This window comes from Yokenella regensburgei (genome assembly GCF_051486985.1).
Lineage (GTDB): Bacteria > Pseudomonadota > Gammaproteobacteria > Enterobacterales > Enterobacteriaceae > CBFFRJ01.
Genome location: NZ_JAHVDV010000005.1, coordinates 1 through 26015 on the forward strand (window position 1 = coordinate 1; position 26015 = coordinate 26015).

General features: G+C 56.8%; 21 protein-coding genes and 1 riboswitch. Of the genes, 15 read left to right on the forward strand and 6 right to left on the reverse strand.

Annotated features, from left to right (window positions below; all coding sequences use genetic code 11):
• Positions 1 to 374: 374 nt before the first annotated feature.
• Both moeB and moeA read right to left on the reverse strand, forming a co-directional pair.
• Positions 375 to 1130 (reverse strand): molybdopterin-synthase adenylyltransferase MoeB, encoded by a 756-nt coding sequence (moeB, locus tag KXR87_RS05290; protein ID WP_437431217.1) that lies wholly within the window; start codon positions 1128 to 1130, stop codon positions 375 to 377.
• Positions 1127 to 2359 (reverse strand): molybdopterin molybdotransferase MoeA, encoded by a 1233-nt coding sequence (gene moeA, locus KXR87_RS05295; protein ID WP_437431218.1) that lies wholly within the window; start codon positions 2357 to 2359, stop codon positions 1127 to 1129. Before moeA ends, moeB begins: the two co-directional genes overlap by 4 nt.
• Positions 2360 to 2561: 202 nt before the next feature.
• Between moeA and iaaA the strand changes: the two genes are divergently transcribed.
• From iaaA to gsiD, 5 genes are read left to right on the forward strand one after another with little or no spacing between them, the layout of a single operon-like run.
• Complete coding sequence (gene iaaA, locus KXR87_RS05300; RefSeq protein WP_437431219.1) at positions 2562 to 3503, forward strand: beta-aspartyl-peptidase; 942 nt, start codon at positions 2562 to 2564, stop codon at positions 3501 to 3503.
• Positions 3504 to 3513: 10 nt separating this feature from the next.
• Complete coding sequence (gene gsiA / locus KXR87_RS05305; protein ID WP_437431220.1) at positions 3514 to 5385, forward strand: glutathione ABC transporter ATP-binding protein GsiA; 1872 nt, start codon at positions 3514 to 3516, stop codon at positions 5383 to 5385.
• Positions 5386 to 5417: 32 nt separating this feature from the next.
• The gene (gene gsiB, locus KXR87_RS05310) at positions 5418 to 6956 is read left to right on the forward strand and encodes a glutathione ABC transporter substrate-binding protein GsiB (protein WP_437431221.1); all 1539 of its coding nucleotides are present in this window, start codon (positions 5418 to 5420) and stop codon (positions 6954 to 6956) included.
• A gap of 49 nt (positions 6957 to 7005) precedes the next feature.
• Positions 7006 to 7926, forward strand: a complete 921-nt coding sequence (gene gsiC, locus KXR87_RS05315) for a glutathione ABC transporter permease GsiC (protein ID WP_437431222.1) — start codon at positions 7006 to 7008, stop codon at positions 7924 to 7926.
• 2 nt (positions 7927 to 7928) lie between these two features.
• Positions 7929 to 8840, forward strand: a complete 912-nt coding sequence (gene gsiD / locus KXR87_RS05320) for a glutathione ABC transporter permease GsiD (protein WP_437431223.1) — start codon at positions 7929 to 7931, stop codon at positions 8838 to 8840.
• Here gsiD and KXR87_RS05325 read toward each other — a convergent pair.
• The gene (locus KXR87_RS05325; RefSeq protein WP_437431224.1) at positions 8830 to 9717 is read right to left on the reverse strand and encodes a LysR family transcriptional regulator; all 888 of its coding nucleotides are present in this window, start codon (positions 9715 to 9717) and stop codon (positions 8830 to 8832) included. The two genes, gsiD and KXR87_RS05325, sit on opposite strands and share 11 nt — an antisense overlap.
• Before the next feature lie 96 nt (positions 9718 to 9813).
• Here KXR87_RS05325 and KXR87_RS05330 point away from each other — a divergent pair, with 96 nt between their 5' ends.
• Both KXR87_RS05330 and KXR87_RS05335 read left to right on the forward strand, forming a co-directional pair.
• Complete coding sequence (locus tag KXR87_RS05330) at positions 9814 to 10767, forward strand: 2-hydroxyacid dehydrogenase (RefSeq protein ID WP_437431225.1); 954 nt, start codon at positions 9814 to 9816, stop codon at positions 10765 to 10767.
• Positions 10768 to 10820: 53 nt separating this feature from the next.
• Positions 10821 to 12155, forward strand: a complete 1335-nt coding sequence (locus KXR87_RS05335; protein WP_437431226.1) for an MFS transporter — start codon at positions 10821 to 10823, stop codon at positions 12153 to 12155.
• 35 nt (positions 12156 to 12190) lie between these two features.
• Here KXR87_RS05335 and rimO read toward each other — a convergent pair whose 3' ends face one another.
• The 3 genes from rimO to KXR87_RS05350 form a co-directional block, all read right to left on the reverse strand.
• The gene (gene rimO, locus KXR87_RS05340; protein ID WP_437431227.1) at positions 12191 to 13516 is read right to left on the reverse strand and encodes a 30S ribosomal protein S12 methylthiotransferase RimO; all 1326 of its coding nucleotides are present in this window, start codon (positions 13514 to 13516) and stop codon (positions 12191 to 12193) included.
• A gap of 156 nt (positions 13517 to 13672) precedes the next feature.
• Positions 13673 to 14032: a hypothetical protein gene (locus KXR87_RS05345; protein ID WP_437431228.1), complete on the reverse strand. Its 360-nt coding sequence runs from the start codon at positions 14030 to 14032 to the stop codon at positions 13673 to 13675.
• Positions 14033 to 14486: 454 nt separating this feature from the next.
• Positions 14487 to 15110, reverse strand: a complete 624-nt coding sequence (locus tag KXR87_RS05350) for a glutathione S-transferase family protein (protein WP_437431229.1) — start codon at positions 15108 to 15110, stop codon at positions 14487 to 14489.
• A 227-nt stretch (positions 15111 to 15337) separates the two neighbouring features.
• Positions 15338 to 15436: riboswitch (guanidine-I (ykkC/yxkD leader) on the forward strand.
• A 55-nt stretch (positions 15437 to 15491) separates the two neighbouring features.
• Here KXR87_RS05350 and KXR87_RS05355 point away from each other — a divergent pair.
• The 8 genes from KXR87_RS05355 to KXR87_RS05390 all read left to right on the forward strand — a co-directional run bounded on the left by KXR87_RS05355 (position 15492) and on the right by KXR87_RS05390 (position 25621).
• Positions 15492 to 16550, forward strand: coding sequence for a putative urea ABC transporter substrate-binding protein (locus KXR87_RS05355; RefSeq protein ID WP_437431373.1), 1059 nt, complete (start codon positions 15492 to 15494; stop codon positions 16548 to 16550).
• Between the two features lie 26 nt (positions 16551 to 16576).
• Positions 16577 to 17392: an ABC transporter permease gene (locus KXR87_RS05360; protein WP_437431230.1), complete on the forward strand. Its 816-nt coding sequence runs from the start codon at positions 16577 to 16579 to the stop codon at positions 17390 to 17392.
• On the forward strand, positions 17389 to 18165 hold the full coding sequence (locus tag KXR87_RS05365; protein WP_437431231.1) for an ABC transporter ATP-binding protein: 777 nt from the start codon (positions 17389 to 17391) through the stop codon (positions 18163 to 18165). Before KXR87_RS05360 ends, KXR87_RS05365 begins: the two co-directional genes overlap by 4 nt.
• Before the next feature lie 4 nt (positions 18166 to 18169).
• Positions 18170 to 18898 (forward strand): urea amidolyase associated protein UAAP1, encoded by a 729-nt coding sequence (locus tag KXR87_RS05370; protein WP_437431232.1) that lies wholly within the window; start codon positions 18170 to 18172, stop codon positions 18896 to 18898.
• An 11-nt stretch (positions 18899 to 18909) separates the two neighbouring features.
• Positions 18910 to 19542, forward strand: coding sequence for an urea amidolyase associated protein UAAP2 (locus KXR87_RS05375; RefSeq protein ID WP_437431233.1), 633 nt, complete (start codon positions 18910 to 18912; stop codon positions 19540 to 19542).
• A gap of 171 nt (positions 19543 to 19713) precedes the next feature.
• Positions 19714 to 23316 carry an urea carboxylase gene (gene uca / locus KXR87_RS05380; protein WP_437431234.1) on the forward strand — a complete coding sequence of 1201 codons (3603 nt, stop codon included), beginning with the start codon at positions 19714 to 19716 and terminating at the stop codon, positions 23314 to 23316.
• Positions 23313 to 25112, forward strand: coding sequence for an allophanate hydrolase (gene atzF, locus KXR87_RS05385; protein ID WP_437431235.1), 1800 nt, complete (start codon positions 23313 to 23315; stop codon positions 25110 to 25112). The genes uca and atzF overlap by 4 nt, the downstream gene beginning before the upstream one ends.
• Before the next feature lie 125 nt (positions 25113 to 25237).
• Positions 25238 to 25621, forward strand: coding sequence for a biofilm formation regulator BssR (locus KXR87_RS05390; protein ID WP_437431236.1), 384 nt, complete (start codon positions 25238 to 25240; stop codon positions 25619 to 25621).
• Positions 25622 to 26015: the final 394 nt, after the last annotated feature.

Sequence of the window (26015 nt, forward strand, 5' to 3'; positions counted from 1 at the left end):
ATCGCCGCTGGCGCGGTCCATGATGCTTATGTCGTCTGACTATCGGGTCGGGGACCAGCCTGCCTCCCTGCAGGCTATCCCCTCCGCCCGCGTCCCTGCGGGCGGCCCCGGTCAGCCGTCAACGCCTCATCGATTTTCAGCCGGACCCACTCATCGCGGTGACTGTTTTATTCTCATTTCGCCGTGGTATCGCTGTAAAACGGCATATTACTGGGGATCCCTCTCCCACGGGGAGAGGGAGAAAGGCAGCCCGTTGCCGTTGCTTCCCCCTCAAGGGAGAGAGAGGATGGCGGCTCGATTTAGTCCCCTCTCCTTTGAGGGAGAGGGTCAGGGTGAGGGGGAAATGTGCGCGCTTACCTTCATCCCCGGTCCTGTTAACCTCCACATACCTCGCAGTTGGAGTGGCGCATCAGCTTCATCTCCCGGAACTGGCAGGTCATCGCATCGTACATCACGATTTTGCCCGAGGCGGGGGTGCCGTAATGCGTCAGCACTTTAATAGCCTCCATCGCCTGAAGAGAGCCGATGATGGCCACCAGCGGTGCCATCACCCCCGCTTCCACGCAGGTCAGGGCATTCTCGCCAAACAGACGACTCAGGCAGCGGTAGCAGGGTTCATCCTCGCCCCAGGTGAAGACGCTGATCTGCCCCTCCATGCGAATAGCCGCCCCGGAAACCAGCGGGACAGTGTGCGCGAAGCAACCGGCGTTGAGCTGGTTGCGGATGGCCACGTTGTCGGTACAGTCCAGCACCAGGTCGTGGGCGGCAATCTGCGCTGACAGGGCCGCGTCGTCCAGCTGCGCGTTGAGGGTATCAAGCTGAACATAAGGGTTAAGCCGGGCAAGTGTCGCCTGGGCGGAGATCACTTTCGGCTGCCCGATTGTGGCATCGCTATGCAAGGTCTGGCGCTGCAGATTGGAGAGCGCGACGGTGTCAAAATCGAGCAGCGTCATCTGACCCACGCCCGCGGCCGCCAGATATTGCGCCGCAGCACAGCCGAGGCCGCCCAATCCCACGACCAGTACCCGAGAAGCTTTCAGCCGCTCCTGCCCGTCAAAATCAAATCCACGCAGAATGATTTGCCGGTTATAACGCAACATCTCTGCATCGCTCAGCGCTTCCACGTTCATCCTCCGAACAGATGGTTAAAGGTCTCAACCTCGACCCACTCGCCCGGCTCAACGTTGCCGCGCTCGCGCTCCAGCACCACAAAGCAGTTACCCTGACTGAATGAACTGAAAATATGCGAGCCCTGCGGCCCGGTGGAGCTCACACTCAGTTCGCCGTTTTCATCGCGGCTGAGAATGCCACGCTGGAAATCCAGACGCCCCGGTGATTTTCTGAGCCGCGTAGCGGCACGGGCGCGCAGACGCATCGGCAGAGGGTTATTTGTTGCGCCGCTCAGTTTCGCCAGTAACGGTTGCACAAGCTGATAAAAGGTGAGGGCCGCTGATACCGGGTTGCCCGGCAGCCCGCAGAACCAGCTGTGTTGCAGACGACCAAAGGCAAAAGGTTTGCCCGGCTTAATGGCCAGTTTCCAGAAGGTGATTTCACCTAACTCATCAAGCATCGCTTTGGTGTAATCCGCTTCGCCGACCGAGACGCCGCCTGAGCTGAGAACCACGTCAGCCTGCTGGTCTGCGGTGATAAAGGTTTCGCGCAGCAGGGCCGGATCGTCACGGATAATGCCAAGGTTAATGACCTCGCACCCCAGTTGCTCAAGCATCAGATGCACCGCAAGACGGTTAGTATCATAGATCTGCCCGTCGCCCAGGGGGTGTCCCGGCAACTGCAACTCATCGCCGGTGGAGAAAAGGGCGACGCGGATTTTGCGCACCACGTTGACGTCTGCAATACCCAGCGAGGCGAGCACCGGCACTTCAGCAGCGGTCAGTCGGGTTCCGGGCGTGAACACGACGGACCCGGCACGAATATCTTCGCCAAGACGACGAACGTTTTGCCCGGCGCGAACGGCCGCGGTAAAGCGTACTCCCGCGTCCGTCACTTCGGTCTCTTCCTGCATGACCACCGCTTCACAACCGGCGGGCACCGGGGCGCCGGTCATGATGCGTACGCAACTGCCGGCTGGCCATTCGCCATGAAAAGGCTGCCCGGCAAAAGCTTTACCGGCAACCCTTAGCGGAATGCCCTGCTCAAGATCGGACATCCGCACGGCGTAGCCATCCATTGCGGCATTATCAAAACCCGGCACATTTATCGGAGAGATAACATCCTGCGCGACAACGCGACCAAAACAGGCCAGAAGTGGCAAGGTTTCACTTTGCTCCAGTGGGGTAATGGCCGACAGCATTTGCGCCAGGGCAGCATCGAGGGGAATAAGGCCCGCAGTATGTTCCATGAGTGGCTCCAGTAAAACGGATCAAAGGAGGCATTATGGCAGAAAAGTGCCCCCCGCTGCATGTACTCCTCCGTGGGCAGAGTGCGAAGCCTGCTTTACATAGTTGTAACGACTTTCTATATTCAAAAATCGTCTGAAGTTGTGACGACGATAATGATATTTATAGTAAAAGCAGCAGAGTACCTGACCGGGCGATGAAAAAATGACCAAAGCAGTGATTGCGATACACGGCGGCGCAGGGGCAATTGCCCGCGCCCGGCTAAGCCCGGAGAACGAGCGGCACTATATTGAAGCCCTGTCGTCCATTGTTGAACAGGGTCAGCGCATGCTGGAGGCGGGCGAAAGCGCGCTGGATGTGGTGACCGAAGCGGTACGCCTTCTGGAAGAGTGCCCGCTATTTAATGCTGGTGTTGGTGCGGTCTTTACCCGCGATGAAACCCATGAACTTGACGCCTGCGTTATGGACGGTGAAACGCTGCTGGCCGGTGCGGTGGCCGGCGTCAGCCGTCTGCGCAACCCCATCCTTGCCGCACGGCTCGTTATGGAACGCAGCCCCCATGTCCTGCTCGTCGGGGAAGGGGCAGAAAAATTTGCTTTTGCTGAAGGCATGGAGCCGGTTGCGCCTGAGATTTTCTCCACCCGGGAACGTTATCAGCAACTGACAGAGGCCAGGGCGGACAATACCCTGCGTCTCGATCACGGCAATGCTCCGCTGGATGAGCGCCAGAAATTTGGCACCGTTGGCGCGGTGGCGCTCGATAAACAGGGCAATCTGGCGGCAGCCACCTCTACCGGCGGGATGACCAACAAGTTGCCCGGGCGCGTCGGTGACTCCCCTTTACCGGGGGCAGGGTGTTACGCGAATAATGCCAGTGTCGCGGTCTCCTGTACTGGCACGGGCGAAGTCTTTATTCGTACCCTGGCCGCTTATGACATCGCCGCACTGATGGATTACGGTGGGCTCAGTCTGCATGAGGCCTGTGAGGCGGTGGTGATGGAAAAACTCCCCGCACTTGGCGGCAGCGGTGGCCTGATTGCGGTCGACAGGGAAGGCAATGTGGCCCTGCCCTTTAACAGTGAAGGCATGTACCGCGCCTGGGGCTATGCGGGTGATGCACCGAGCGTGGGAATTTATCGTGAATAAGGAGAGCGACATGTCGCAACGACCCGCAGAGGATGTACAGAATGTGCTCGATGTCAGCAATCTGAACGTGACCTTTAGCCATGAACAGCAACGCACCGAGGCAGTGCGCGGCCTCTCCTTTACCTTAAAACGTGGTGAAACGCTGGCGATAGTGGGGGAGTCCGGCTCAGGGAAGTCGGTTACGGCGATGTCTCTGCTGCGCCTGCTGGAGCAGTCCGGCGCTGAGGTTAACTGCAACCATATGTTGTTAACCCGCCGCAACGGTAAACGTGTCGATCTCGCTACCCTTAGCCGCTCGGGTCTGCACGGGGTGCGTGGTGCGGATATTGCGATGATATTCCAGGAGCCGATGACCTCGCTGAACCCGGTGTTTCCGGTCGGTGAGCAGATTGCTGAGTCTATTCGTCTGCATCAGGGGGTGAATAAAGAGGCGGCGCTGGTTGAAGCCAGACGCATGCTGGACCTGGTGCGTATCCCCGAATCTCAGGCGATTTTATCGCGTTTTCCTCATCAGCTTTCTGGCGGCATGCGCCAGCGGGTGATGATTGCGATGGCGCTCTCGTGTCGCCCGGCGGTATTGATTGCCGATGAACCCACTACCGCGCTGGACGTCACCATTCAGGCGCAAATTCTGCAGCTCATCAGTGTGCTGCAAAAAGAGATGGCAATGGGGGTGATTTTCATCACCCACGATATGGGCGTGGTGGCGGATATCGCCGATCGGGTTCTGGTCATGTATCAGGGTGAGGCGGTGGAGACCGGCACGGTTTCGCAGATATTCAGCGCGCCTCAGCATCCTTATACCCGTTCCTTGCTGGCGGCCGTCCCACGGCTGGGGGCGATGAACGGTAGCGATCTGCCGCGACGTTTTCGGTTAATGTCATCTCAGCCTGCACACCGTCCTGAAGAGGAGACGGAGCAGGACACGGTGGTGCCAGGTGAACCCATTTTACAGGTACGGGATTTAGTGGCGCGTTTCCCGATTCGCAGCGGCATCCTTAACCGCGTCACCCGCGAAGTTCATGCGGTGGAAGGGGTGAGTTTTGACCTCTGGCCTGGCGAAACCCTGTCGCTGGTGGGGGAGTCCGGCAGCGGAAAATCTACTACCGGCCGAGCGCTGCTGCGTCTGGTGGAGAGCCAGAGCGGAGAAATCACCTTCAACGGTGAGCGCATTGATACCTTACCGTCAAACAAGTTGCAGCCGCTGCGCCGGGATATTCAGTTTATTTTTCAGGATCCCTATGCCTCTCTCGATCCGCGCCAGACCGTGGGCTATTCGATCATGGAACCGCTGCGGGTGCATGGGATCATGAGCGAAGATGAGGCCCAGCGACGCGTCCTGTGGCTGCTGGAGCGGGTGGGGTTAAAACCCGAGCACGCCTGGCGCTATCCACATGAATTTTCCGGTGGACAACGTCAGCGTATCTGCATTGCCAGGGCGCTGGCGCTGAATCCACGGGTGGTGGTAGCCGACGAATCCGTCTCCGCGCTTGACGTGTCGATCAGGGCGCAAATCATCAATCTTTTGTTAGATCTTCAGCGGGAAATGGGCATTGCATTTTTGTTTATTTCCCACGATATGGCGGTGGTGGAGCGGATTAGCCATCGCGTGGCGGTTATGTACCTTGGACAGATTGTCGAAATTGGCCCCCGCCGGGCGGTATTTGAGGATCCGCAACACCCCTATACGCGAAAACTGATGGCCGCCGTGCCGGTCGCGGACCCGACACACCACCGGGCGCAACGGGTGCTGCTGTCGGATGAACTACCCAGCAATATTCATAAGCGCGGCGATGTTATCGAACGCGTGCAGTTACATCACGTCGGCGCGGGGCATTATGTCGCACGCACGACACCAGGCAATACGCAATCCCGTTTTTGACAGATTCAGGCAGGGACACTCAGGAGAACAACATGACACAATTCGTCGCACGAAAATGGCAGCTGGGGGTTGCGATTGCCGCCACCCTGGCCGCCGCGCCGGCACTGGCTGCCAAAGATGTCGTGGTCGCAGTGGCCTCGAACTTCACCACCCTTGATCCCTATGATGCGAACGACACATTATCGCAGGCGGTGGCAAAATCCTTCTATCAGGGGCTGTTTGGGCTTGATAAGGACATGAAATTGCAGAACGTGCTGGCGGAAAGCTACACCGTTTCTGACGATGGCTTGGTCTACACCATTAAGCTTCGTCAGGGGGTAAAGTTCCAGGATGGCACCGATTTTAACGCCGAAGCGGTGAAAGCCAACCTCGATCGCGCCAGCAATGCTGACAATAAACTCAAGCGCTACAACCTCTACAAAAACATCGCCAGCACCGAGGCTGTTGATGCCTCGACGGTAAAGATCACGCTTAAAGAACCCTTCTCGGCGTTTATCAATATTCTTGCCCATCCGGCCACGGCAATGATCTCCCCTAAAGCGCTGGCGCAATATGGCAAAGAGATTGGGTTCCATCCGGTGGGGACCGGCCCGTACACCCTGGAAACCTGGAACCAGACCGACTTTGTTAAAGTGAAAAAGAACCCGGACTACTGGCAGAAAGGGTTGCCGAAACTTGACACCATCACCTGGCGACCGGTGGTCGATAACAATACCCGCGCCGCCATGCTGCAAACGGGTGAAGCACAGTTTGCCTTCCCGATCCCTTACGAGCAGGCCGCTGTACTGCAAAAAAACAGCAAGCTGGAGCTGGTGGCGAGTCCGTCTATCATGCAGCGCTATATCAGCATGAACGTGACGCAAAAACCGTTCGATAACCCGAAAGTGCGCGAAGCCATTAACTATGCCATTAACCGCCAGGCGCTGGTAAAAGTGGCCTTTGCCGGTTACGCCACCCCGGCAGCTGGCGTGGTGCCGCCCTCTCTGGCTTATGCCGCGACCTATCCGCAATGGAAATATGACCCGGCAAAAGCGCGTCAGTTACTCAAAGAAGCGGGCTTCCCCAACGGCTTTAGCACTACGCTTTGGTCTTCGCATAACCACAGTACCGCACAAAAAGTGCTGCAGTTTACCCAGCAGCAGCTGGCGCAGGTGGGTATAAAAGCCCAGCTCACGGCGATGGATGCCGGTCAGCGTGCGGCTGAAGTGGAAGCGAAAGGGCAGAAAGAGAGCGGAGTCAGGATGTTCTATACGGGCTGGTCGGCGTCAACCGGGGAGGCTGACTGGGCGCTGTCACCGCTGTTTGCTACCCAGAACTGGCCGCCTGCGCTCTTTAACACCGCCTTTTACAGTAATCCGAAGGTGGATAAGGATCTGACGGATGCTCTGAAAACCACTAACGACGAAGAAAAAGCCCGTCTGTATAAAGATGCTCAGGATACTATCTGGAAAGAGGCACCCTGGGTGCCGTTGGTTGTCGAAAAACTGGTTTCTGCCCATAACAAGAATCTGACCGGCTTCTACATTATGCCCGATACCGGTTTTAGCTTTGACAACGCCGACCTGAAATAAAAAACTCATGCCCACCGCCCGCGTGGCGGTGGGGTGAGGGAAAACAGACATGCTTAATTATGTTTTAAAACGCCTGCTGGGCCTGATTCCAACGCTACTGATTGTGGCGGTGCTGGTGTTTTTATTTGTCCATCTCTTACCCGGCGATCCGGCGCGGCTGATTGCCGGGCCGGAGGCAGACCAGCAGGTCGTTAACCTGGTGCGTCAACAGCTGGGCCTGGATCAACCGTTATACGTCCAGTTCTGGCACTACATTACCAATGTGGTGCAGGGCGATTTTGGTATCTCGATGGCATCGCGCCGCCCGGTGGTGGATGAAATCGCCAGTCGCTTTTTCCCCACGTTCTGGCTGACTATCGCCAGCATGACCTGGGCGATGCTTTTTGGCCTTGTCGCCGGTATTGCCGCCGCGGTATGGCGCAATCGCTGGCCGGACAGGCTGGGTATGGCGCTGGCCGTTACCGGCATCTCCTTCCCGGCCTTTGCGCTCGGTATGCTGTTAATGCAGATCTTCTCGGTTGAGCTTGGCTGGTTGCCCACCGTCGGTGCAGACAGCTGGCAGCACTATATTTTGCCATCCATGACGCTCGGGGCCGCCGTCGCCGCAGTGATGGCGCGCTTTACCCGTGCCTCGTTTGTGGATGTGCTGAATGAAGATTATATGCGTACCGCCCGTGCCAAAGGGGTGCGAGAACGCTGGGTTATCCTTAAACACGGTCTGCGCAACGCGCTTATCCCGGTGATAACGATGATGGGGCTGCAGTTTGGCTTCTTGCTTGGCGGGTCGATCGTGGTCGAAAAGGTATTCAACTGGCCAGGGCTTGGCCGTTTGCTGGTGGATTCCGTAGAAATGCGCGACTACCCGGTCATCCAGGCGGAAGTGCTGCTCTTCTCTCTTGAATTTATTCTCATCAACTTAGTGGTGGATGTGCTCTACGCTGCCATTAACCCTGCAATCAGGTACAAGTAAGGATGCGACTGTTTAACTGGCGTCGTCAGGCGATTTTAAATGCCCTGCCCGGAGTAAAGCCGGGACAGGTAAGAACCCCGTGGCATGAATTCTGGCGGCGCTTTCGCCGTCAGCCGGTGGCAATGACCGCCGGACTTTTCGTGCTGATTCTGATTGCGCTCGCGGTGATTGCCCCCTGGATTGCCCCTTTTGATGCGGAAAACTATTTTGATTACGACCGCCTGAATGAGGGACCCTCTCTTATTCACTGGTTCGGCGTCGACTCCCTGGGGCGGGACATACTGAGCCGCGTGCTGCTGGGGGCCAGAATTTCGCTGGCCGCCGGCGTGTTTGCCGTACTGATTGGGGCGGCAATCGGCACACTGTTTGGCCTGTTGGCCGGGTATTATGAAGGGTGGTGGGATCGCATCATCATGCGTATCTGCGACGTGTTGTTTGCCTTTCCTGGCATTCTGCTGGCCATCGCGGTGGTCGCGGTCATGGGCAGCGGAATGACCAACGTTATCATCGCGGTGGCGGTTTTCTCAGTCCCTGCCTTTGCACGTCTGGTACGAGGCAATACGCTGGTGCTAAAGCAGCAAACATTTGTCGAGTCGGCTCGCAGTATCGGTGCCAGCGACATGACCATTCTCTTCAGCCACATTTTGCCCGGCACGGTCTCGTCGATCGTGGTCTACTTTACAATGCGGATCGGGACTTCAATCATCTCCGCGGCCAGCCTGTCGTTTCTGGGGCTTGGTGCGCAACCGCCGACGCCCGAATGGGGAGCAATGCTTAATGAAGCGCGGGCCGATATGGTCATTGCGCCGCACGTGGCGCTCTTCCCCTCACTGGCCATTTTTCTCACCGTGCTGGCGTTTAATTTATTGGGTGATGGCTTACGTGATGCCCTTGATCCAAAAATCAAAGGGTAATCAGGGCCTCGCTCATGCTCCTGAGGAAAACGGGCAGCACCGGGTTGGGGTTGGCTTTTGAGTAGACAAGAAAATTGTGCGCCTGAATATTTACGCCTTCAATATTCATGAACGTCACGTTGGGCATCCCCAGCGTGCGTGATGAGGCGGGAACGATGGCGCACCCCAACCCGGCATTCACCAGACCCAGAATAGTGTGGGTCTGGGCGAGCTGGTATTTATAGTCCGGCGTAATGTCATTAAACACAAACAGGTCGGTTATCCGATCGTAAAAATGGCGGGCTTCATCCGGGCTGTAAAGAAAGAAGGGCTCATTGTTAAATGCGCTGAGGGGAATTTTCCGTTTACGTGCCAGCGGATGCTCTGAGTGAAATGCCCCCACAAAGGTTTCACCCTGAAGCGGCTGGTACGCCAGCAGCGGATTTGGTGGGACATGGCGCACAAAACCAATATCAAGACTGTTGTTTTCAATCGCGCTTATTTGTTTATGCGACACCAGTTCCTGTAGCTGAAAGGTGACTCCAGGCAATTTTATGGCGAGTTCTTTTAGTAACTGGGGAATAAAATTCCATGAAAATACCGCAGTAAATCCCAGCGAAAGTGTTCCCGTCTCGCCGGAGGCGCAAAGCTGAACGGAGGATTCCAGCCGGTCCGCTAATTTAAGAATTAATCGGGCTTCGGTCAGTAAATGGTGACCCATATGAGTAAGCTGAACGTGCCGGTTATTCCTGTCAAACAGGGCGCCGCCAAGGCTTTTTTCCAGCAGTTGAATCTGGCGACTCAATGGCGGTTGCGTCATGCTCAGGCGGGCGGCGGCGCGACCAAAGTTTAACTCTTCGGCAACCGCAATAAAGCAGCGAAGCTGATGTAAATCCATAATTCAATTCTTATATTAATGAATACCGGATTTATATTAGACATGAATTATTGCGCTGTCCATCATCGTCTTATTCCCACTTAATGGACAGACGCAATGCTAAATAAAACAGACCAACAAAAAACTCACATTTTATTAACTCAAGCGGTGCCCGGCCCGATTGATGAAATATTACGGCGTGATTATTACGTGCATCGTCTATACGAGGCCCGCGAGCCAGCTCAGATGCTGGCGGAAACGGGGACGAGTATTCAGGGCGTGGTTACCGGGGGAGCAAAGGGACTATCCCGCGACATCATGGAACGCCTGCCTGCACTGAAAATTGTTGCCATCAGCGGTATCGGAACGGATGCGGTGGATTTGGCCTATGCCGCGGAACGCGGGATATTTGTCACCACCACGCCCGGCGTGCTAACGGATGATGTGGCAGACATGGCGCTGGGGCTGATGATCTCAACGCTACGCCAGATGAGTGAGGGGGAGCAGGTGGTGCGCGCCGGACGCTGGCCGCAGACCACCCTGCCACTGGCGCGTAAAGTCAGCGGCACCACCGTTGGGATTATCGGCATGGGACGGGTGGGGCAGGCCATTGCCCGGCGAGTTGCGGCGTTTAATACCACGATCCTTTATACCGATCTCGGGCCGGTTAGCGGACTTGATTACACCTTCGTTGCAGACATCCACACCCTGGCGCATGAGGTTGACGTACTGATCCTGGCCGCTTCTGCCGACGCAGGGCAGCTCATCATCACTGAATCGGTGCTCGACGCGCTGGGGGCTGAGGGGTACTTCATCAATGTCGCGCGCGGCAAGCTGGTGGATGAGCTCGCGCTGCTGTCTGCGCTCAGCGAGAAACGCATTGCCGGCGCAGGGCTGGATGTGTTTGCCAATGAACCGCACGTGCCGGAGGGGTTTTACACCCTTAATAACGTGACGCTTCAGCCTCATCGTGCCAGTGCCACTCTCCAGACCCGTCTGGCGATGGGGGAAATGGTGCTGGAAAATCTGGCGGCCTGCTTTAACGGACAGTTACCGCCACATCGCGTGTAACTCCGCTAACAACGCGACCTCTGTCTTCCCTTTAAAAATACAGCGAGAACATCATGAGCAAACAAATGGAAGTCTCTCTGGAACAGGTCAAACGCGTCGGGCATCACCGTTACTGGGTGCTGGGCCTGATATTTATTATTACCGTCATTAACTACGCTGACCGTGCCACCATGTCCATCGCCGGGACATCGGTGGTGAAAGAGCTGGGCCTCGACCCGATGATGCTGGGGATGATCTTCTCCGCCTTCGCCTGGGCATATGCGCTGGGGCAAATCCCCGGAGGCTGGCTGCTTGACCGTTTTGGTGCCAAAAAAGTCTATGGTATGAGTCTGGTGCTGTGGTCGGTATTCACCATGCTGCAGGGCACCGTCGGCTGGATTGGGCTAACCGGTAGCCTGGCCGCGATGACGCTGTTCCTGATGCGCTTCATGCTGGGCCTTGTGGAGTCGCCCGCGTTTCCGGCGAACTCACGTATCGTCTCCAGCTGGTTCCCGACCCGCGAGCGTGGATTAGCTTCCGCACTGTTTAACTCCGGGCAGTACATGGCGGTGGTGATTTTTACCCCGATGATGGCCTGGCTTACCCACGCCTGGGGCTGGGAACACGTCTTTATCTGGATGGGGGGATTAGGGCTTGTGCTGGCGGCGGTGTGGTTTGGCTGGTACAAAGAGCCGCATAAAGATCCGCGCCTGACGGAAGATGAAAAAAAATTGATGCGCGAGGGCGGGGCGCTGGTGGATCTGGACAGTGGAGTGAAACAGGGTAAAAAAATCGCCTTACGCGACACCAAATGCCTGTTTACTAACCGCAATTTGTGGGCTATCTACCTCGGGCAGTACTGTATTACCGCGTTAACGTACTTCTTCATTACCTGGTTCCCTATCTATCTGATTCAGGGACGTGGCATGACGATCATGCAGGCGGGTTGGGTTGCCGCTTTACCTGCAGTATGCGGTTTTACCGGCGGTCTGCTCGGCGGTTACCTCTCTGATTTACTTATTAGCCGTGGTGTTCACCCTTCCCGCGCCCGTAAAACGCCATTTGTGCTCGGCATGGGACTCTCCACTATGCTGGTCTTTGCAAACGTGGTGGACAGCAATGCCGCGGTAATTTTCCTGATGGCGCTGGCTTTCTTCGGTAAAGGTTTTGCGGCAGTGGGCTGGGCTGTTCTGTCGGACGTGGCACCGAAAACCATGATTGGCCTGTGTGGGGGTGTGTTTAACGGCATCGGTAATATCGCAGGGATCATTACGCCGCTGGTGATTGGCTATGTGGTCACGGTGACCGGTTCGTTTAACAACGCATTATGGTTTGTGGCGGCGCACGGTGTACTGGCAGTGGTGAGCTACGTACTGATCGCAACGCGGTTTGAGCGCGTGGGTGAGTAAATAAAAACGCCGCCTGATAGCAGGCGGCGACAGAGTTAAACGCGGGTGCCCCACAGGTCGTATTCATCCGCGTTTTCCACTTTCACGCGCACGATATCCCCTGGTTTGACCCCGTTTTCACCGTTCAGATAGACCGCACCGTCGATCTCAGGTGCATCCGCCATACTGCGGCCAATAGCGCCTTCTTCATCCACTTCATCAATGATGACCAGAATTTCGCGGCCCACTTTTTCCTGCAGACGCTCAGCAGAAATTTTCTGTTGCAGCTGCATGAAGCGGTTCCAGCGCTCTTCTTTAACCGCTTCCGGCACCTGATCTGCCAGTTCGTTAGCGGTTGCGCCATCAACCGGGCTGTACTTGAAGCAGCCTACGCGATCCAGGCGGGCCTCGGTCAGGAAGTCGAGCAGCATCTGGAAATCTTCTTCGGTTTCACCTGGGAAGCCAACAATAAAGGTAGAGCGCAGGGTCAGTTCCGGGCAGATTTCACGCCACTGCTTAATGCGTGCCAGCTGACGGTCAACCGAGCCGGGGCGTTTCATCAGTTTCAGGATACGCGGGCTGGCGTGCTGCAGCGGGATGTCCAGATAGGGCAGGATTTTACCCTCGGCCATCAACGGGATGACATCATCAACGTGTGGGTAAGGGTAGACGTAGTGCAGACGCGTCCAGATACCAAGCTTCGCCAGTTGTTCGCAGAGACCAACCATACTGGTTTTTACCGGCTCACCGTCATGGAAGCCCATACGGTGCTTCACATCAACGCCGTAGGCAGAGGTGTCCTGCGAGATGACCAGGATCTCTTTTACGCCAGCATCCTTCAGACGTTTTGCTTCGCCCAGCACGTCACCAATCGGGCGGCTGACCAGATCGCCGCGCATGGATGGGATGATGCAGAAGGTGCAGCGGTGGTTACAGCCTTCAGAAATTTTCAGGTAGGCGTAGTGGCGCGGTGTCAGCTTAACGCCTTGCTCTGGGACCAGACTCAGGAACGGGTTGTGCTTCGGCTTTGGTACATAGTGGTGCACATGCTCCAGAACCTGCTCGTAACTATGAGGCCCGGTAATTTCCAGTACCTTCGGGTGGACTTCGCGGATCTGATCGACTTTCGCACCCAGACAGCCGGTTACGATCACTTTGCCGTTTTCATTCAGCGCTTCGCCAATGGCCTCCAGTGACTCCTGAACCGCGCTGTCAATAAAGCCGCAGGTGTTGACGATAACCATATCGGCGTCGTTATAGCTCGGCACAACGTCATAGCCTTCAGTGCGCAGTTCCGTCAGGATGCGCTCAGAGTCGACGAGGTTTTTCGGGCAACCGAGGGAGACAAAGCCGATTTTCGGCTGGTGCGTAACATTGCTCATAGTTCAAAAATTAATCAGTTAAGGGATGCTCAGGGCACGGATTGTACAGTTATCGGCGGGAGATTTATAGCGGATTGTCGGCAGGCAGGATCAAAAATCCGCTGGCCTGGGTGGAGCCTCTGCTACCTGTTTTTGCCAGTAAACGACCCCGGGTCGTCAGAATTCATCCACCGTGTCCCGGTCGTTATTAATCACGTCGAACACTAACTCGCCATCATTAACCGTAAAGGTAATAGAAGTGGCGTAGCTATCCTCAATATTCATATCCTGGCACAGGTTAAAGATGAAATAATGTATTTGATAATAAAGAACATAGGTAGTGTCACGCAGATGTTCAACCCGGTTAATATCAAACGCATTGGTAGAGCGCGCATGGGGGCTGATAAAACCTAAATCCATGTTAAGCGCAGGAATAAGTGCGGGGGAGTGTCGATTGTGCTGCAGGTAGTGCTGAAGCTCACGGGCAGAATCAGCGTGGTTATCGGCAAGGGTAAGGTTCAGCGGAAAAATATGCATAACGCGCCTGATCAAAGTGTCTGTGGCGATAACATACCACGGCGGTTCAGCTTCCTCATAAAACGTTCGCGGGGTATTTCGGGGTATAACATGAGCGTGCTAACCATACCTCTAAAGGATACTTTTGCCGTTGAGTTTGCAGGAATAATCCGGGGCGTGAATATAAGCGAGGTAAAAAAAAGCCGCTCGGACGAACGGCAGATATACAACACAGGGAATTCTTCAGAAACATAATGATTTACGGCAGAAATAATAGCCTGCTAATGAATGGCTGTCACCCGTTATGTAAGAGAAAAGTGTTTTCAATGTTAAATTGTGATGAAGATCGTCTTTGACGAAAAAATGAACCCAGAGGTTCTAATCCGGATGCGCAGGAAAGAGAACAAGGCGTTTGTCCCCTGCGCTTGCCCGGCCCCATCAGTCGATAATGATAGGGCCTTACCAAAGCAGCCGTTCACGGCACGCCATTATTTCCATACTGTAAAAATGCCGGGCGTGAATTTAACCGCGTAAACCAGGCCTCAAGAGCCGGGAACGTCGGATGGTCAAACGGCGTCATCTTCCAGCGATTTACCGACAGTCCCAGTACAATATCGGCGAGAGTAAAATCTTCCCCGGCCACCCAGGCTTGGGTTTTTTCCAGTTGCTGATCCACGATGCCGATACAGTGGTTCCACGCTTTAATACCGGCGTCAATCGCCTTCTGATCGCTGTAGGCGGGATTTTTACGCACCAGCGCAGGGAAGACATAGCGCCAGGCATTGTTGAATTCGGATGCCTGCCAGTCCATCCACTGCTCCACCCTGGCGCAGGCTTGCGCATCATCCGGGAGAAGATCGCGACGCTCAGCTTTACGGGCCAGATAGCGGCAGATGGCGTTCGATTCCCAGAGTACAAAATCGTCGTCAATCAGCACCGGCACCATTTCATTGGGGTTCATGGCCCGAAAGGCGTCCGTTTGCGTGGAGGCAAACCCACTGCCGTAGTCCTCCTGCTGATAGTCAAAGCCTGCTTCCTCGCAGGTCCACAACACTTTTCGCACATTGATTGACGAGGTTTTCCCGAGAATGCTTAACATGATGGCAGGCCGCTCCCTACGGATGTGATGGATTATAGACAATACATCAACGGCATTACCTCCTGCTACAACCCGGCGGGCACCAGCATGGTGCACTGCCTGATCCTGACTCACCAAAACGGGGAGCCATAGTACCCGCTCATAGTTAATAAACTGATAAATAAGTAATTAATTTTCTGGCACACCGCTTGCAATGCATTAAATGCAGTGCAACACAACACAATTTGCAAATAGCTGGCTAGGGTTCCGGTTCGCGTGTGCGGATGACTGGTCCAAGAGCTGGCGACCTCTGAGAGGTTACACGGCGGGACAAAAACCCGGGAGACAGCAGCACCAGTGGGTGTCGCGCTGCCCTTTTTTTGTACCAACCAGAGGTCCATGATGAAGAAAACGCCATTACTCCGCTCCCTCGTGCTGTCGCTGGTCATGCTGACCACTCTCCCCACCTTTGCTGCGGTAAAAAAAGAATTTAACGTCTGCTGGACTATCTACGCGGGCTGGATGCCCTGGGGCTCCATCAGCAATCACAAAATCATCGATAAGTGGGCCGATAAATACGGCATCAAAATTAATGTCGTGCAGCTTAACGATTACATCGAATCCATCAACCAGTACACCGCCGGTCAGTTTGATGGCTGCACCATGACCAATATGGATGCACTGACTATCCCGGCGGCGGGCGGTGTGGATACCACCGCGCTCATTCTCGGCAGCTACTCCGAAGGCAATGATGGGGTAGTAATGAAAGGCAAGGGCAAAACGCTTAAGGATCTGAAAGGGCAGCAGATTTACCTGCCTGAACTCTCTGTTTCCCACTACCTGCTGGTACGTGGCCTGGAGAAAGCCGGGCTGGCGGAAAAAGATGTCACCGTGGTGAACACCTCTGATGCAGACATTGTCTCCGCCTTCGCCACGCCGGACGTCAAGGCCGCCGTGGCATGGAATCCGCAGCTGTCGGTCATCAAAGGCACGCCAGACACCACTGAAGTGTTCAGCTCCTCACAGGTGCCTGGTGAACTCATCGACATGATGGTGGTAAATACCCAGACCCTGAAAGACAACCCGGCGTTGGGAAAAGCCCTGACCGGCGCCTGGTACGAAATGATGGCGCAAATGAAGGCGCAGGATAAAGCCATGCTGAGTGAAATGGCAGCGGCTTCCGGGACCGATCTGACGGGCTATCAGGCGCAGCTGAAAACGACCCACCTTTTTTACACTCCGGCTGACAATCTGGCCTTTGTCACCTCTCCTGATTTGCCTAAAACCATGCAGCGCGTGGCGCAGTTCTCCTTTGATAAAGGGCTGCTTGGCGACGGTGCGCAGAGTGCCGATTTCATTGGCATGGCCTTCCCCGGCAGCGCCACGTCCGGTGATGCCAGTAACCTCAAACTGCGTTTTGACGACAGCTTTGTGAAACTGGCCGCCGACGGCAAGCTTTGATTTATCGAATGACGGGAAACGACGCCATGCGACATATTAATCGCCATCCGACCCGGGGCATGCGCTATACGCTTGTCCTGCTGCCCTTCGTTATTCTGCTGGCAGCCTACTTTCTGGGGTCAGCAGTCCGCCTTGAGGCCAACCCCCAGGACAAACTCCTGCCCGGCTTGCAGAACATGCTGGATGCGGTATCGCGCATGGCCTTCAGCCCGGATAAACGCAGCGGCGATTATCTCTTCTGGATGGACACCCTGGTTAGTCTGGCGCGCCTGCTGACCGGTCTGGCTATCGCCTCGCTGGCAGGGCTTTGCATCGGTATCACTGCCGGGGTCTTCCCGATGTGGCGCGCCTCGCTGTCGCCGCTGATGACGGTGCTGTCAATGATTCCGCCGCTGGCGATTCTGCCGGTGCTGTTTATTGTCTTCGGGCTTGATGAACTCTCAAAGGTGATGCTGATAGTGATTGGCATTACCCCTATGCTGGCCCGTGATCTTGAACACCGCGCCAGGGAAATCCCGCCGGAACTCCTGATTAAAGCCCAGACGCTCGGCGCCTCGAGCTGGACGCTGGTCCTGCGCGTAGTGTTACCGCAGTTGCTGTCGCGCCTGTTGACCTCACTGCGGCTGATGCTCGGCTCGGCGTGGCTGTTTCTTATTTCCGCCGAGGCTATCTCGTCAACGGCAGGCCTCGGCTATCGCATCTTCCTGGTGCGCCGCTACATGGCAATGGACGTCATCATTCCTTATGTGGTGTGGATTACATTACTGGCCTGGCTGATGGATTTGGGTCTGCGTCAGCTTCATAAAACCTGTTTTCCCTGGGCGGAAGGAGGGAAGGCATGAGCTTTATTGAGATCAACAATGTCTGGCAGGAGTACGGGCCGCACGTGGTGCTGGAGCGTCTTAATCTGCAGGTCAATGCCGGGGAGTTTTGCTCGATGGTAGGGGCTTCGGGCTGTGGGAAGTCCACCTTCCTGCGTTTGCTGTTAGGCCAGGAGGCACCAAGTCGCGGCACGCTGTCGCTGGATGGCAAAGCCCTGTCGGCCGAGCCGGACCGCAGCCGTGGCGTGGTGTTTCAGCGCTATTCGGTCTTTCCCCACCTGAGCGTGCTGGGCAACGTGACCCTGGGTCTTGAGTTTCCGCAGGCCCCGGTTCTGGGGCGTCTTTTTGGCGCACGAAAGCGCGAGGCGCGCGAGCGGGCGGTGTGGATGCTGGAAAAAGTGGGGCTGGGGCACGCGCTGGACAAATACCCGGCGCAGCTCTCCGGCGGCATGCAGCAGCGCCTTGCCATTGCGCAGGCTTTCATTATGCAGCCACGCGTGCTGCTGCTGGATGAACCCTTCGGTGCGCTGGACCCCGGCATTCGCAAAGACATGCATGCGCTACTGCTCCAGCTCTGGGGGGAAACCCGCATGACGGTCTTTATGGTCACGCACGACCTCTCAGAAGGGTTCAACCTCGGCACCCGACTGCTGGTGTTCGACAAAGTCCGTATCGACCCGCACGAACCCAATGCTTACGGCGCACGCATCACTTACGACATACCGCTCAACGAAGCGCGGCTGGCCGAAATGACCGGCAGCACGCCTCAAAACGTCTATGCATTAAGGAGTTAACCTGATGACTTCACTGGAAAATATGACACCCGTTCTGCGAGAGGAAACCCTGCCCGGTGGCGGCACGCTCTCCTTTATTCTTAAGCGTGGACAGATCCTGCGCATGACGGACATCGACGGCGGGGACAATGTCAGCCTGATGATGCTCAATCCCCATGAAAAGAGCGAACGTCTGAACCTGCCAGACACCCTAAAAGGCCAGCATACGGCGCGCCTGACCACCGGTCACTGCTTCTACTCCGATATGGGACGCGTACTGGCCGGAATTGTGGCCGACACCTGCGGCTGGCACGACCCTTTTGGCGGCGTGCTTAATGCCGCCGAAGTGAAGGAGAAATATGGTGAGGGTCGCTACCAGCGCCTGCGCAACGGTTTTTACCGTAACGGCACCGATAACCTGCTGGTAGAGATGGGTAAATGGGATTTAAGCCTTGAAGACCTGCTGATGGTGGTGAATTTCTTCAGCAAGGTGACGGTAGCAGAGGACGGCACCTTCGCCTTCCACCCGGGTGCGTCACAACCGGGCCGCTATGTAGAGCTGTTTGCGCCGATGGACGTGCTGCTGGTGATGACGGCACTGCAACACCCGATGGACCCGACAACGGAGTACGCGCCGCGCCCGGTGCAACTGAGCTGGCGTCAGGCTGACGATGAAAATGCCGCTATCGGGACGCTACAGAGCCGCCCGGAAAACGAACGCGCATTTGCTAACACCCGTTTATTTGCCCTCTAAGGAGCCACCAGATGCATGTCACCAGTCAGAAACACCCCGACGACGCACTCTTTCGCCATGTGATCCCGGCGGGCGAACCCTACCTCTTTGAAGTGAAAAAAGGCCAGACCGTACGGTTGCTGGATCTGGAAGGCAACCAGGCCGTGGATACGCTGTTTTACAATGCTGACCAGCCACGGGAGCGCTACGATCCGCAGCGCACATTGCGCCGTCAGGGTAACGCCTATCTCACCACCGGCAGCGTACTCTATTCCAGTCTCGGTAACCCCTTGCTGACCATTGTGGCCGATACCTGTGGCCGTCACGACACCCTCGGCGGGGCCTGCGCGCAGGAGAGTAACACCGTGCGCTATGCGCTGGACAAACGTCAGATGCACAGCTGTCGTGACAACTTTCTCTGCGCCTGCCTGCATGATGGTCGTATGCACAAACGGGATATCGGGGCCAACATCAACTTCTTTATGAACGTACCTGTCACGCCAGAAGGTGGGTTGACCTTTGAAGACGGTATTTCTGCCCCCGGTAAATATGTGGAGCTGCGTGCCGAATGCAACGTGATTGTGCTCATCTCCAACTGCCCGCAACTGAACAACCCCTGTAATGGCTGGAACCCGACACCGGCGGAGGTGCTGATATGGAATTGATCCGCCAGGTGCGCAGCCTGCTTTATCACCTGTTTGCCGTTCGTGCCGCCCGCCTGCCTTTACCTCAGGACAGGCCCACGACACCGCGTCCATAGAGACATCGCCCCTTATGGACGACCATAAGGTGAGCCGATTTTCGGCGGGACGACCCGCCAGCACTGAGTTCTGACTATGTTTACGAAACTCCTTATTGCCAACCGTGGCGCGATTGCCTGCCGGATCCTGCGTACCCTGCGCAGCATGAACGTAAGTGGGGTGGCCGTCTGGTCTGAGGCCGACGCCAGCAGCTTACACATCCGGGATGCTGACGAAGCCATCAGCCTCGGTGATGGCCCGGCGGCACACACCTACCTCGTCACGGAAAAAATTATCGATGCCGCCCGTAAAAGCGGTGCCCAGGCGATTCATCCCGGTTACGGTTTTCTCTCTGAAAACGCCGCTTTCGCCGAGGCCTGCGAAGCCGCGGGGATTGCCTTTGTCGGCCCGACGCCGGAGCAATTACGCGTGTTCGGCTTAAAACATACGGCGCGTGCGCTGGCGAAAAACCACGGTGTCCCGATGCTTGAAGGCACCGGGCTGCTGGCGAACCTTGACGAGGCGCAGCAGGCGGGCGCGCAGGTCGGTTTTCCGGTGATGCTGAAAAGTACTGCCGGCGGCGGTGGCATCGGAATGCGCGTCTGTTATAACGCCAGCGAGCTGGCGGAAGCCTTTGACGCCGTGGTACGGCTGGGTAAAAACAACTTCAGCGACGCCGGCGTGTTTATCGAAAAGTACATCGAGCGCGCACGCCATCTGGAAGTCCAGATTTTTGGTGATGGGAAAGGCGACGTGATTTCCCTGGGGGTTCGCGACTGCTCGGTCCAGCGCCGTAACCAGAAGGTGCTGGAAGAGACCCCGGCCCCGAATCTGCCGGACGGAATAGAAACCGCATTGTGTGAAGCCGCCATTACGCTCGGCAAAGCCATCAACTACCGCAGCGCGGGCACGGTGGAGTTTGTCTATGACAGCCTGGCTCGCCAGTTTTACTTCCTTGAGGTTAACACCCGACTGCAGGTGGAGCATGGCGTCACTGAGCAGGTGTGGGGCGTGGACCTGGTGCGCTGGATGATTGAACTGGCGGCAGGCGAGCTGCCGCCGCTGTCAGCGCTGGCGGCAGGGCTCACGCCACAGGGACATGCGGTGCAGGCGCGTCTGTATGCCGAAGATCCCGGCCGCCAGTTTCAGCCCTCGCCAGGCCTGCTGACCGAGGTCGTTTTCCCACCTGAGGATCGCAGTAAGCTTCGTGTCGACACCTGGGTGGAGGCCGGTTGTGATGTGCCGCCGTTCTTCGATCCGATGCTGGCCAAGATCATCAGTTGGCAGCCGACCCGTGCGCAGGCGATTACTGAGCTTAATGCGGCACTGGATGCCACCCGCCTGTACGGTGTGGAGACCAACCGTCACTACCTGCAACAGATCCTCGCCTTTGCACCTTTTGCTGAAGGTGATCCCTGGACGCGCTGCCTGGAGGGGCTGACCTACCGGGCCACCACCATTGAAGTGCTGAGCGCAGGCACCCAGACCACGGTGCAGGATTATCCCGGTCGGCAGGGCTACTGGGCGGTGGGGGTACCGCCGTCGGGACCAATGGATAGCCGTGCGCTCCGTCTGGGTAACGCGCTGCTGGGTAATGCCGCAACCGATGCTGCGCTGGAGCTTACCCTTAGCGGGCCGACGCTGAAATTTAATACCGATGCCGTTGCGGTGGTGACCGGGGCGGCAATGAGCATTACGCGCGATGGCGAAGAGATCGCCATGAATACTCTCTTTACTCTCCAGGCAGGCAGTACGCTACGTCTGGGAGAGGTGAGCGGGGCGGGCGTGCGCAGCTACCTGTGTCTGCAGGGCGGTATCAATGTACCGGACTATCTGGGCAGTAAAAGTACCTTTACCCTCGGGCAGTTTGGCGGGCATGCCGGGCGCGCGTTACGCACAGGTGACGTCCTGCACATTAATGCGCTGAACGCCGCACCGCGTAGCGTCGCCTTACCCGCGAGCCTGCAGACGACGTTCCCTGGCGTGCGCGAACTGCGGGTTATCTACGGGCCGCACGGCGCGCCGGAATATTTCACCCAACAGTATATCAACACCTTTCTTGCCACCGACTGGGAGGTGCACTTCAACTCCAGCCGTACCGGTATTCGTCTGATTGGGCCAAAGCCTGAGTGGGTGCGTGACAGCGGCGGCGAAGCCGGGCTGCATCCGTCCAACATACATGACAACCCGTATGCCATCGGCGCGGTGGATTTTACCGGTGATATGCCCGTCATCCTTGGGCCGGATGGCCCGAGCCTTGGTGGTTTCGTCTGCCCGGTGACGGTTATCGAAGCGGATCTCTGGCAGCTTGGGCAACTAAAGGCGGGCGATAAGGTGCGCTTTGTGCCGGTAGAGATGGCGACCGCGCGCTTACTGGCGCAGGCGTGTAATCAGGAAGTAGAGACCCTGCAACCCGTCGCCGTGAACTGGCAGCCAGCGGCGCGGGTATCGCCCGTGGTGCTTGATATCGGCGAGACGGACAAACGTCTGGTGGCACGGCTTTCCGGTGATACCCATTTGTTACTGGAAATTGGCGCGCCGGAGCTGGATCTGGTGCTGCGTTTTCGCGCTCACGCGCTGATGCAGGCGCTGGAAGCCCGTGCGCTGGCGGGGGTGATTGATCTGACACCGGGCATTCGTTCTCTACAGGTTCACTATCAGCCGGAGACGCTGCCGCCCGACGCCTTGCTTGAGGCGATCGCAGAACTCTGGCACGAGGTCTGTCAGCGTTCGGATCTTGATGTGCCGTCACGTGTGGTCTGGTTGCCGCTCTCCTGGGACGATCCGGCCTGTCAGAAAGCTATTGAAAAATACATGACCACTGTGCGCCGCGATGCGCCCTGGTGTCCGAGTAATCTTGAGTTTATTCGCCGTATTAACGATCTCGCCAATATCGATGAGGTCTACAAAACCGTCTTTGATGCCCACTATCTGGTGATGGGGCTGGGGGATGTCTATCTCGGCGCACCAGTCGCTACGCCGCTTGACCCCCGTCATCGCCTGGTGACCACCAAATACAATCCGGCCCGCACCTGGACGGCTGAAAACTCGGTAGGCATTGGCGGCGCCTATCTTTGCGTGTACGGCATGGAAGGGCCGGGGGGCTACCAGTTTGTCGGCCGCACGCTGCAGATGTGGAACCGCTATCGCGATGTGGCTGATTTCGGCGGCAAGCCCTGGCTGCTGCGCTTCTTCGACCAGATCCGCTTTTACCCGGTCTCTGCTGAAGAGCTGCTGACTATTCGCCGCGATTTCCCGCTCGGGCGCTATCCGCTGCGTATTGAGCAGACCACCCTGCGGCTGGCGGAGTACCAGCAGTTTCTTGCTGAAGAGGCGGACAGCATCACGGCGAACCGCGCGCATCAGCAGCAGGCCTTTGCTGCCGAGCGCGATCGCTGGATTGCCAGCGGCCAGGCCCATTTCGACAGCACCCTGGTGGTGAGCGACGAAGGGGAAGATGCGCCGCTGATGTCGGGTGAAAGCGGGGTCGACAGCCCGGTCTCCGGCAACCTCTGGCAGGTAAACGTTAAAGAGGGCGATACCGTCAGTGAGGGCCAGACGCTGGTCATCCTTGAATCCATGAAGATGGAAATTCCGTTGACCGCGCCCCATGCCGGTGTGGTCAGTCAGGTTCGGGTGCAGCCGGGCAGTGCCGTGCGCGCCGGGCAATGCGTAGTGGTGATGGAGAAAAGACAATGACAGAGGCTTTTGATTTACGACTTGATACGCTCTCAGCGCACTACAAAAGCGGCACGCTGACGCCGCGCACGCTCATCCGGCAGCTACGTGAACGTGCCATTGCGCTTAACCCGGCATTCTCTCTCTTCATTTATATCCTGAGTGAAGAGGAGCTGGAGCCCTATCTGGCGGCGCTTGATGCACGTAAGCCTGATGAACTGCCGCTCTACGGCGTGCCGTTTGCTATCAAAGACAATATCGATCTGGCGGGGATTGCTACCACCGCAGCCTGCCCGGCCTTTGCCCGCACGGCTAAGCAGGACGCGACAATTGTGCGTCAGCTGATTGCGCTGGGAGCGGTGCCGCTGGGTAAAACCAACCTCGACCAGTTCGCCACCGGGCTGAACGGCACGCGCTCACCTTACGGTGCCTGTCGCAACAGTGTGCATCCGGACTATCCGTCGGGCGGCTCAAGCGCAGGTTCTGCGCTTTCAGTAGCACTGGGCGTTGCCAGTTTTGCGCTGGGCACGGATACCGCGGGCAGCGGGCGTGTGCCGGCCGCGCTTAATAATCTGGTCGGACTTAAAGCGACAAAAGGGCTGGTGTCCACGGCGGGTGTCCTGCCCGCCTGCCGCACGCTGGATTGCGTGACCTTCTTTACGGCGACCGCTGCCGAAGCCAGCCGTTTACTCGCGCTCACTGCAAGGCTGGATCCTGCTGACGATTACAGCCGCCAGAACCCGGCGTGGAACGGGGCACAGGCCTTTGGGAGACCCCGAAAAGGTTTTCGTTTTGGCGTGCCCGATACGCTGGAGTTTCTTGGCTGCAAGGAGAGTGAAGCACTGTTCAACACCGCAAAAGCACAGCTGGTGGCGCTGGGTGGCGTGCCGGTCAGTATCGATTTCACTCCCTTTATGACGGCGGCAAAGTTGCTTTACGACGGGCCGTGGGTCGCGGAGCGATATCATGTAGTGGGGCCCTTAATTGAAGCACAGCCCGATGCCGTGCTGCCGGTTATTCGCGACGTATTGCAAAAAGCGCCCGGCACCGATGCGGTCAGCACCTTTGACGGGCTGTATACCTTGCAGCACCTCAAGGCTCGATGTGATGCCACCCTCGCTGACCTGGAGTGCGTACTGACGCCGACCTACCCGCGTCCGGTAACGCTGGCTGAGCTTCATGATGAGCCGGTAAAACGCAACTCAGATTTGGGTTACTACACCAACTTTATGAATCTGCTGGACTATGCCGCCGTGGCGGTGCCGGTCGGTTTTATGGCAGATGGGTTGCCCTCGGGAGTTACGCTCTTTGGTCGCGCTTTTACGGATCAGTATTTACTCGGGGTGGCGGATGCGCTACAGCGTGCCCGTCCCCTGACCTTACCGGGCGGAGCCATGCTTAATACACCAGCAGTAAGCGGGGAAGGAAGCAACGATCGCGTGCAACTGGTGGTGTGCGGTGCCCATCTTGATGGACTGGCCCTTAATCACCAGTTACGCGAGCGTCAGGGGCGCCTGATTGAGGCTACGCAAAGTGCAGCGGCCTACCGCCTGTATGCGCTGGCGGACGGTAAACGACCGGGGATGGTCCGGGATGTTGAACAGGGTCAGTCTGTAGCGGTGGAGGTGTGGGAGATCCCATCCAGTGAGATGGGTTCCTTCCTGTCGGGGATCCCGGCGCCGCTTGGCCTTGGCAAAGTCGAGCTCATGGACGGACGGTGGTTAACTGGATTCATTTGCGAAAATTATGGTTTACAGGGCGCGACGGAGATCACCGAACGAGGCGGCTGGCGCGCATGGCTTGCGGGGCGGGCATAAAATTAAGCCGCGCTAAAGTGTAAAGATGTGTGTTCGGTGGTCAATAATTGATTGCTTTCATGCTTTTGTTCGAAAGTTGTTCATACTATGAAATGACACAATGGCTGACAAAGGAGGGGAAAGGTATGAACGTTGATGAACTCACACGCTGCCTGCTGGACAAACTGCTCAATGCCCGTGTTGAGCTTGAGACCTATACCCATATGCGTAAAGCAAAAGGCTATATGTCGGTCAGCGAAACCAATCAGTTAAAGGACCATTTTTTTGATCTCGCGAAGGAGATTCGCGACAGGGGTGAGCAACTGAATCAGTTGCTGGATCACGATAGTCGCGGTGCAGTGTATCGCGCTGAAGAAGCGTTATCGTCGGCTGCCATCAGCCTGATGACCGGGCGTCATGACTGTCCGTCCTATATTGCCGTAAATGTTGATAAACTCGAGCGTTCTTTGAACATCCTGCATTTCAGCATCGACTATCTGAGTGAACATTCACGACTTGAAGAGGCGTGAGGCAGGGGGAGGAGACTCCCCCTTTTTACTGTGGTTTTGCCTGAAGGTTGAGTGATCCCAGTAATATTTCGTTTTACTGCGATACCAGCGCGCAATGAGCACACAATAGTTAAAGCGATGGCTGGGGGTAGGGGTCGCCAGGGCGGTGGCGGTGAACCCTTCTGGCACGTTCACGGGTTCTGGAGCGACAGAAAAGCAAGGAATAAAGGTAAACGGAATGCCCATCATAGCCGTATGTTCCCCTCGCCCTAACCCTCTCCCCAAAGAGGAGAGGGGACTTTCCGTGCCCCTGTTATTTTGTGGGGATCCCTCAGCCCAAAGAGAAAGGAAAAGAGCGAACTGATAGCAGGACGCATCGTATTAACCCTCCCTGTTTCAATTTTTGTAAAAGTCA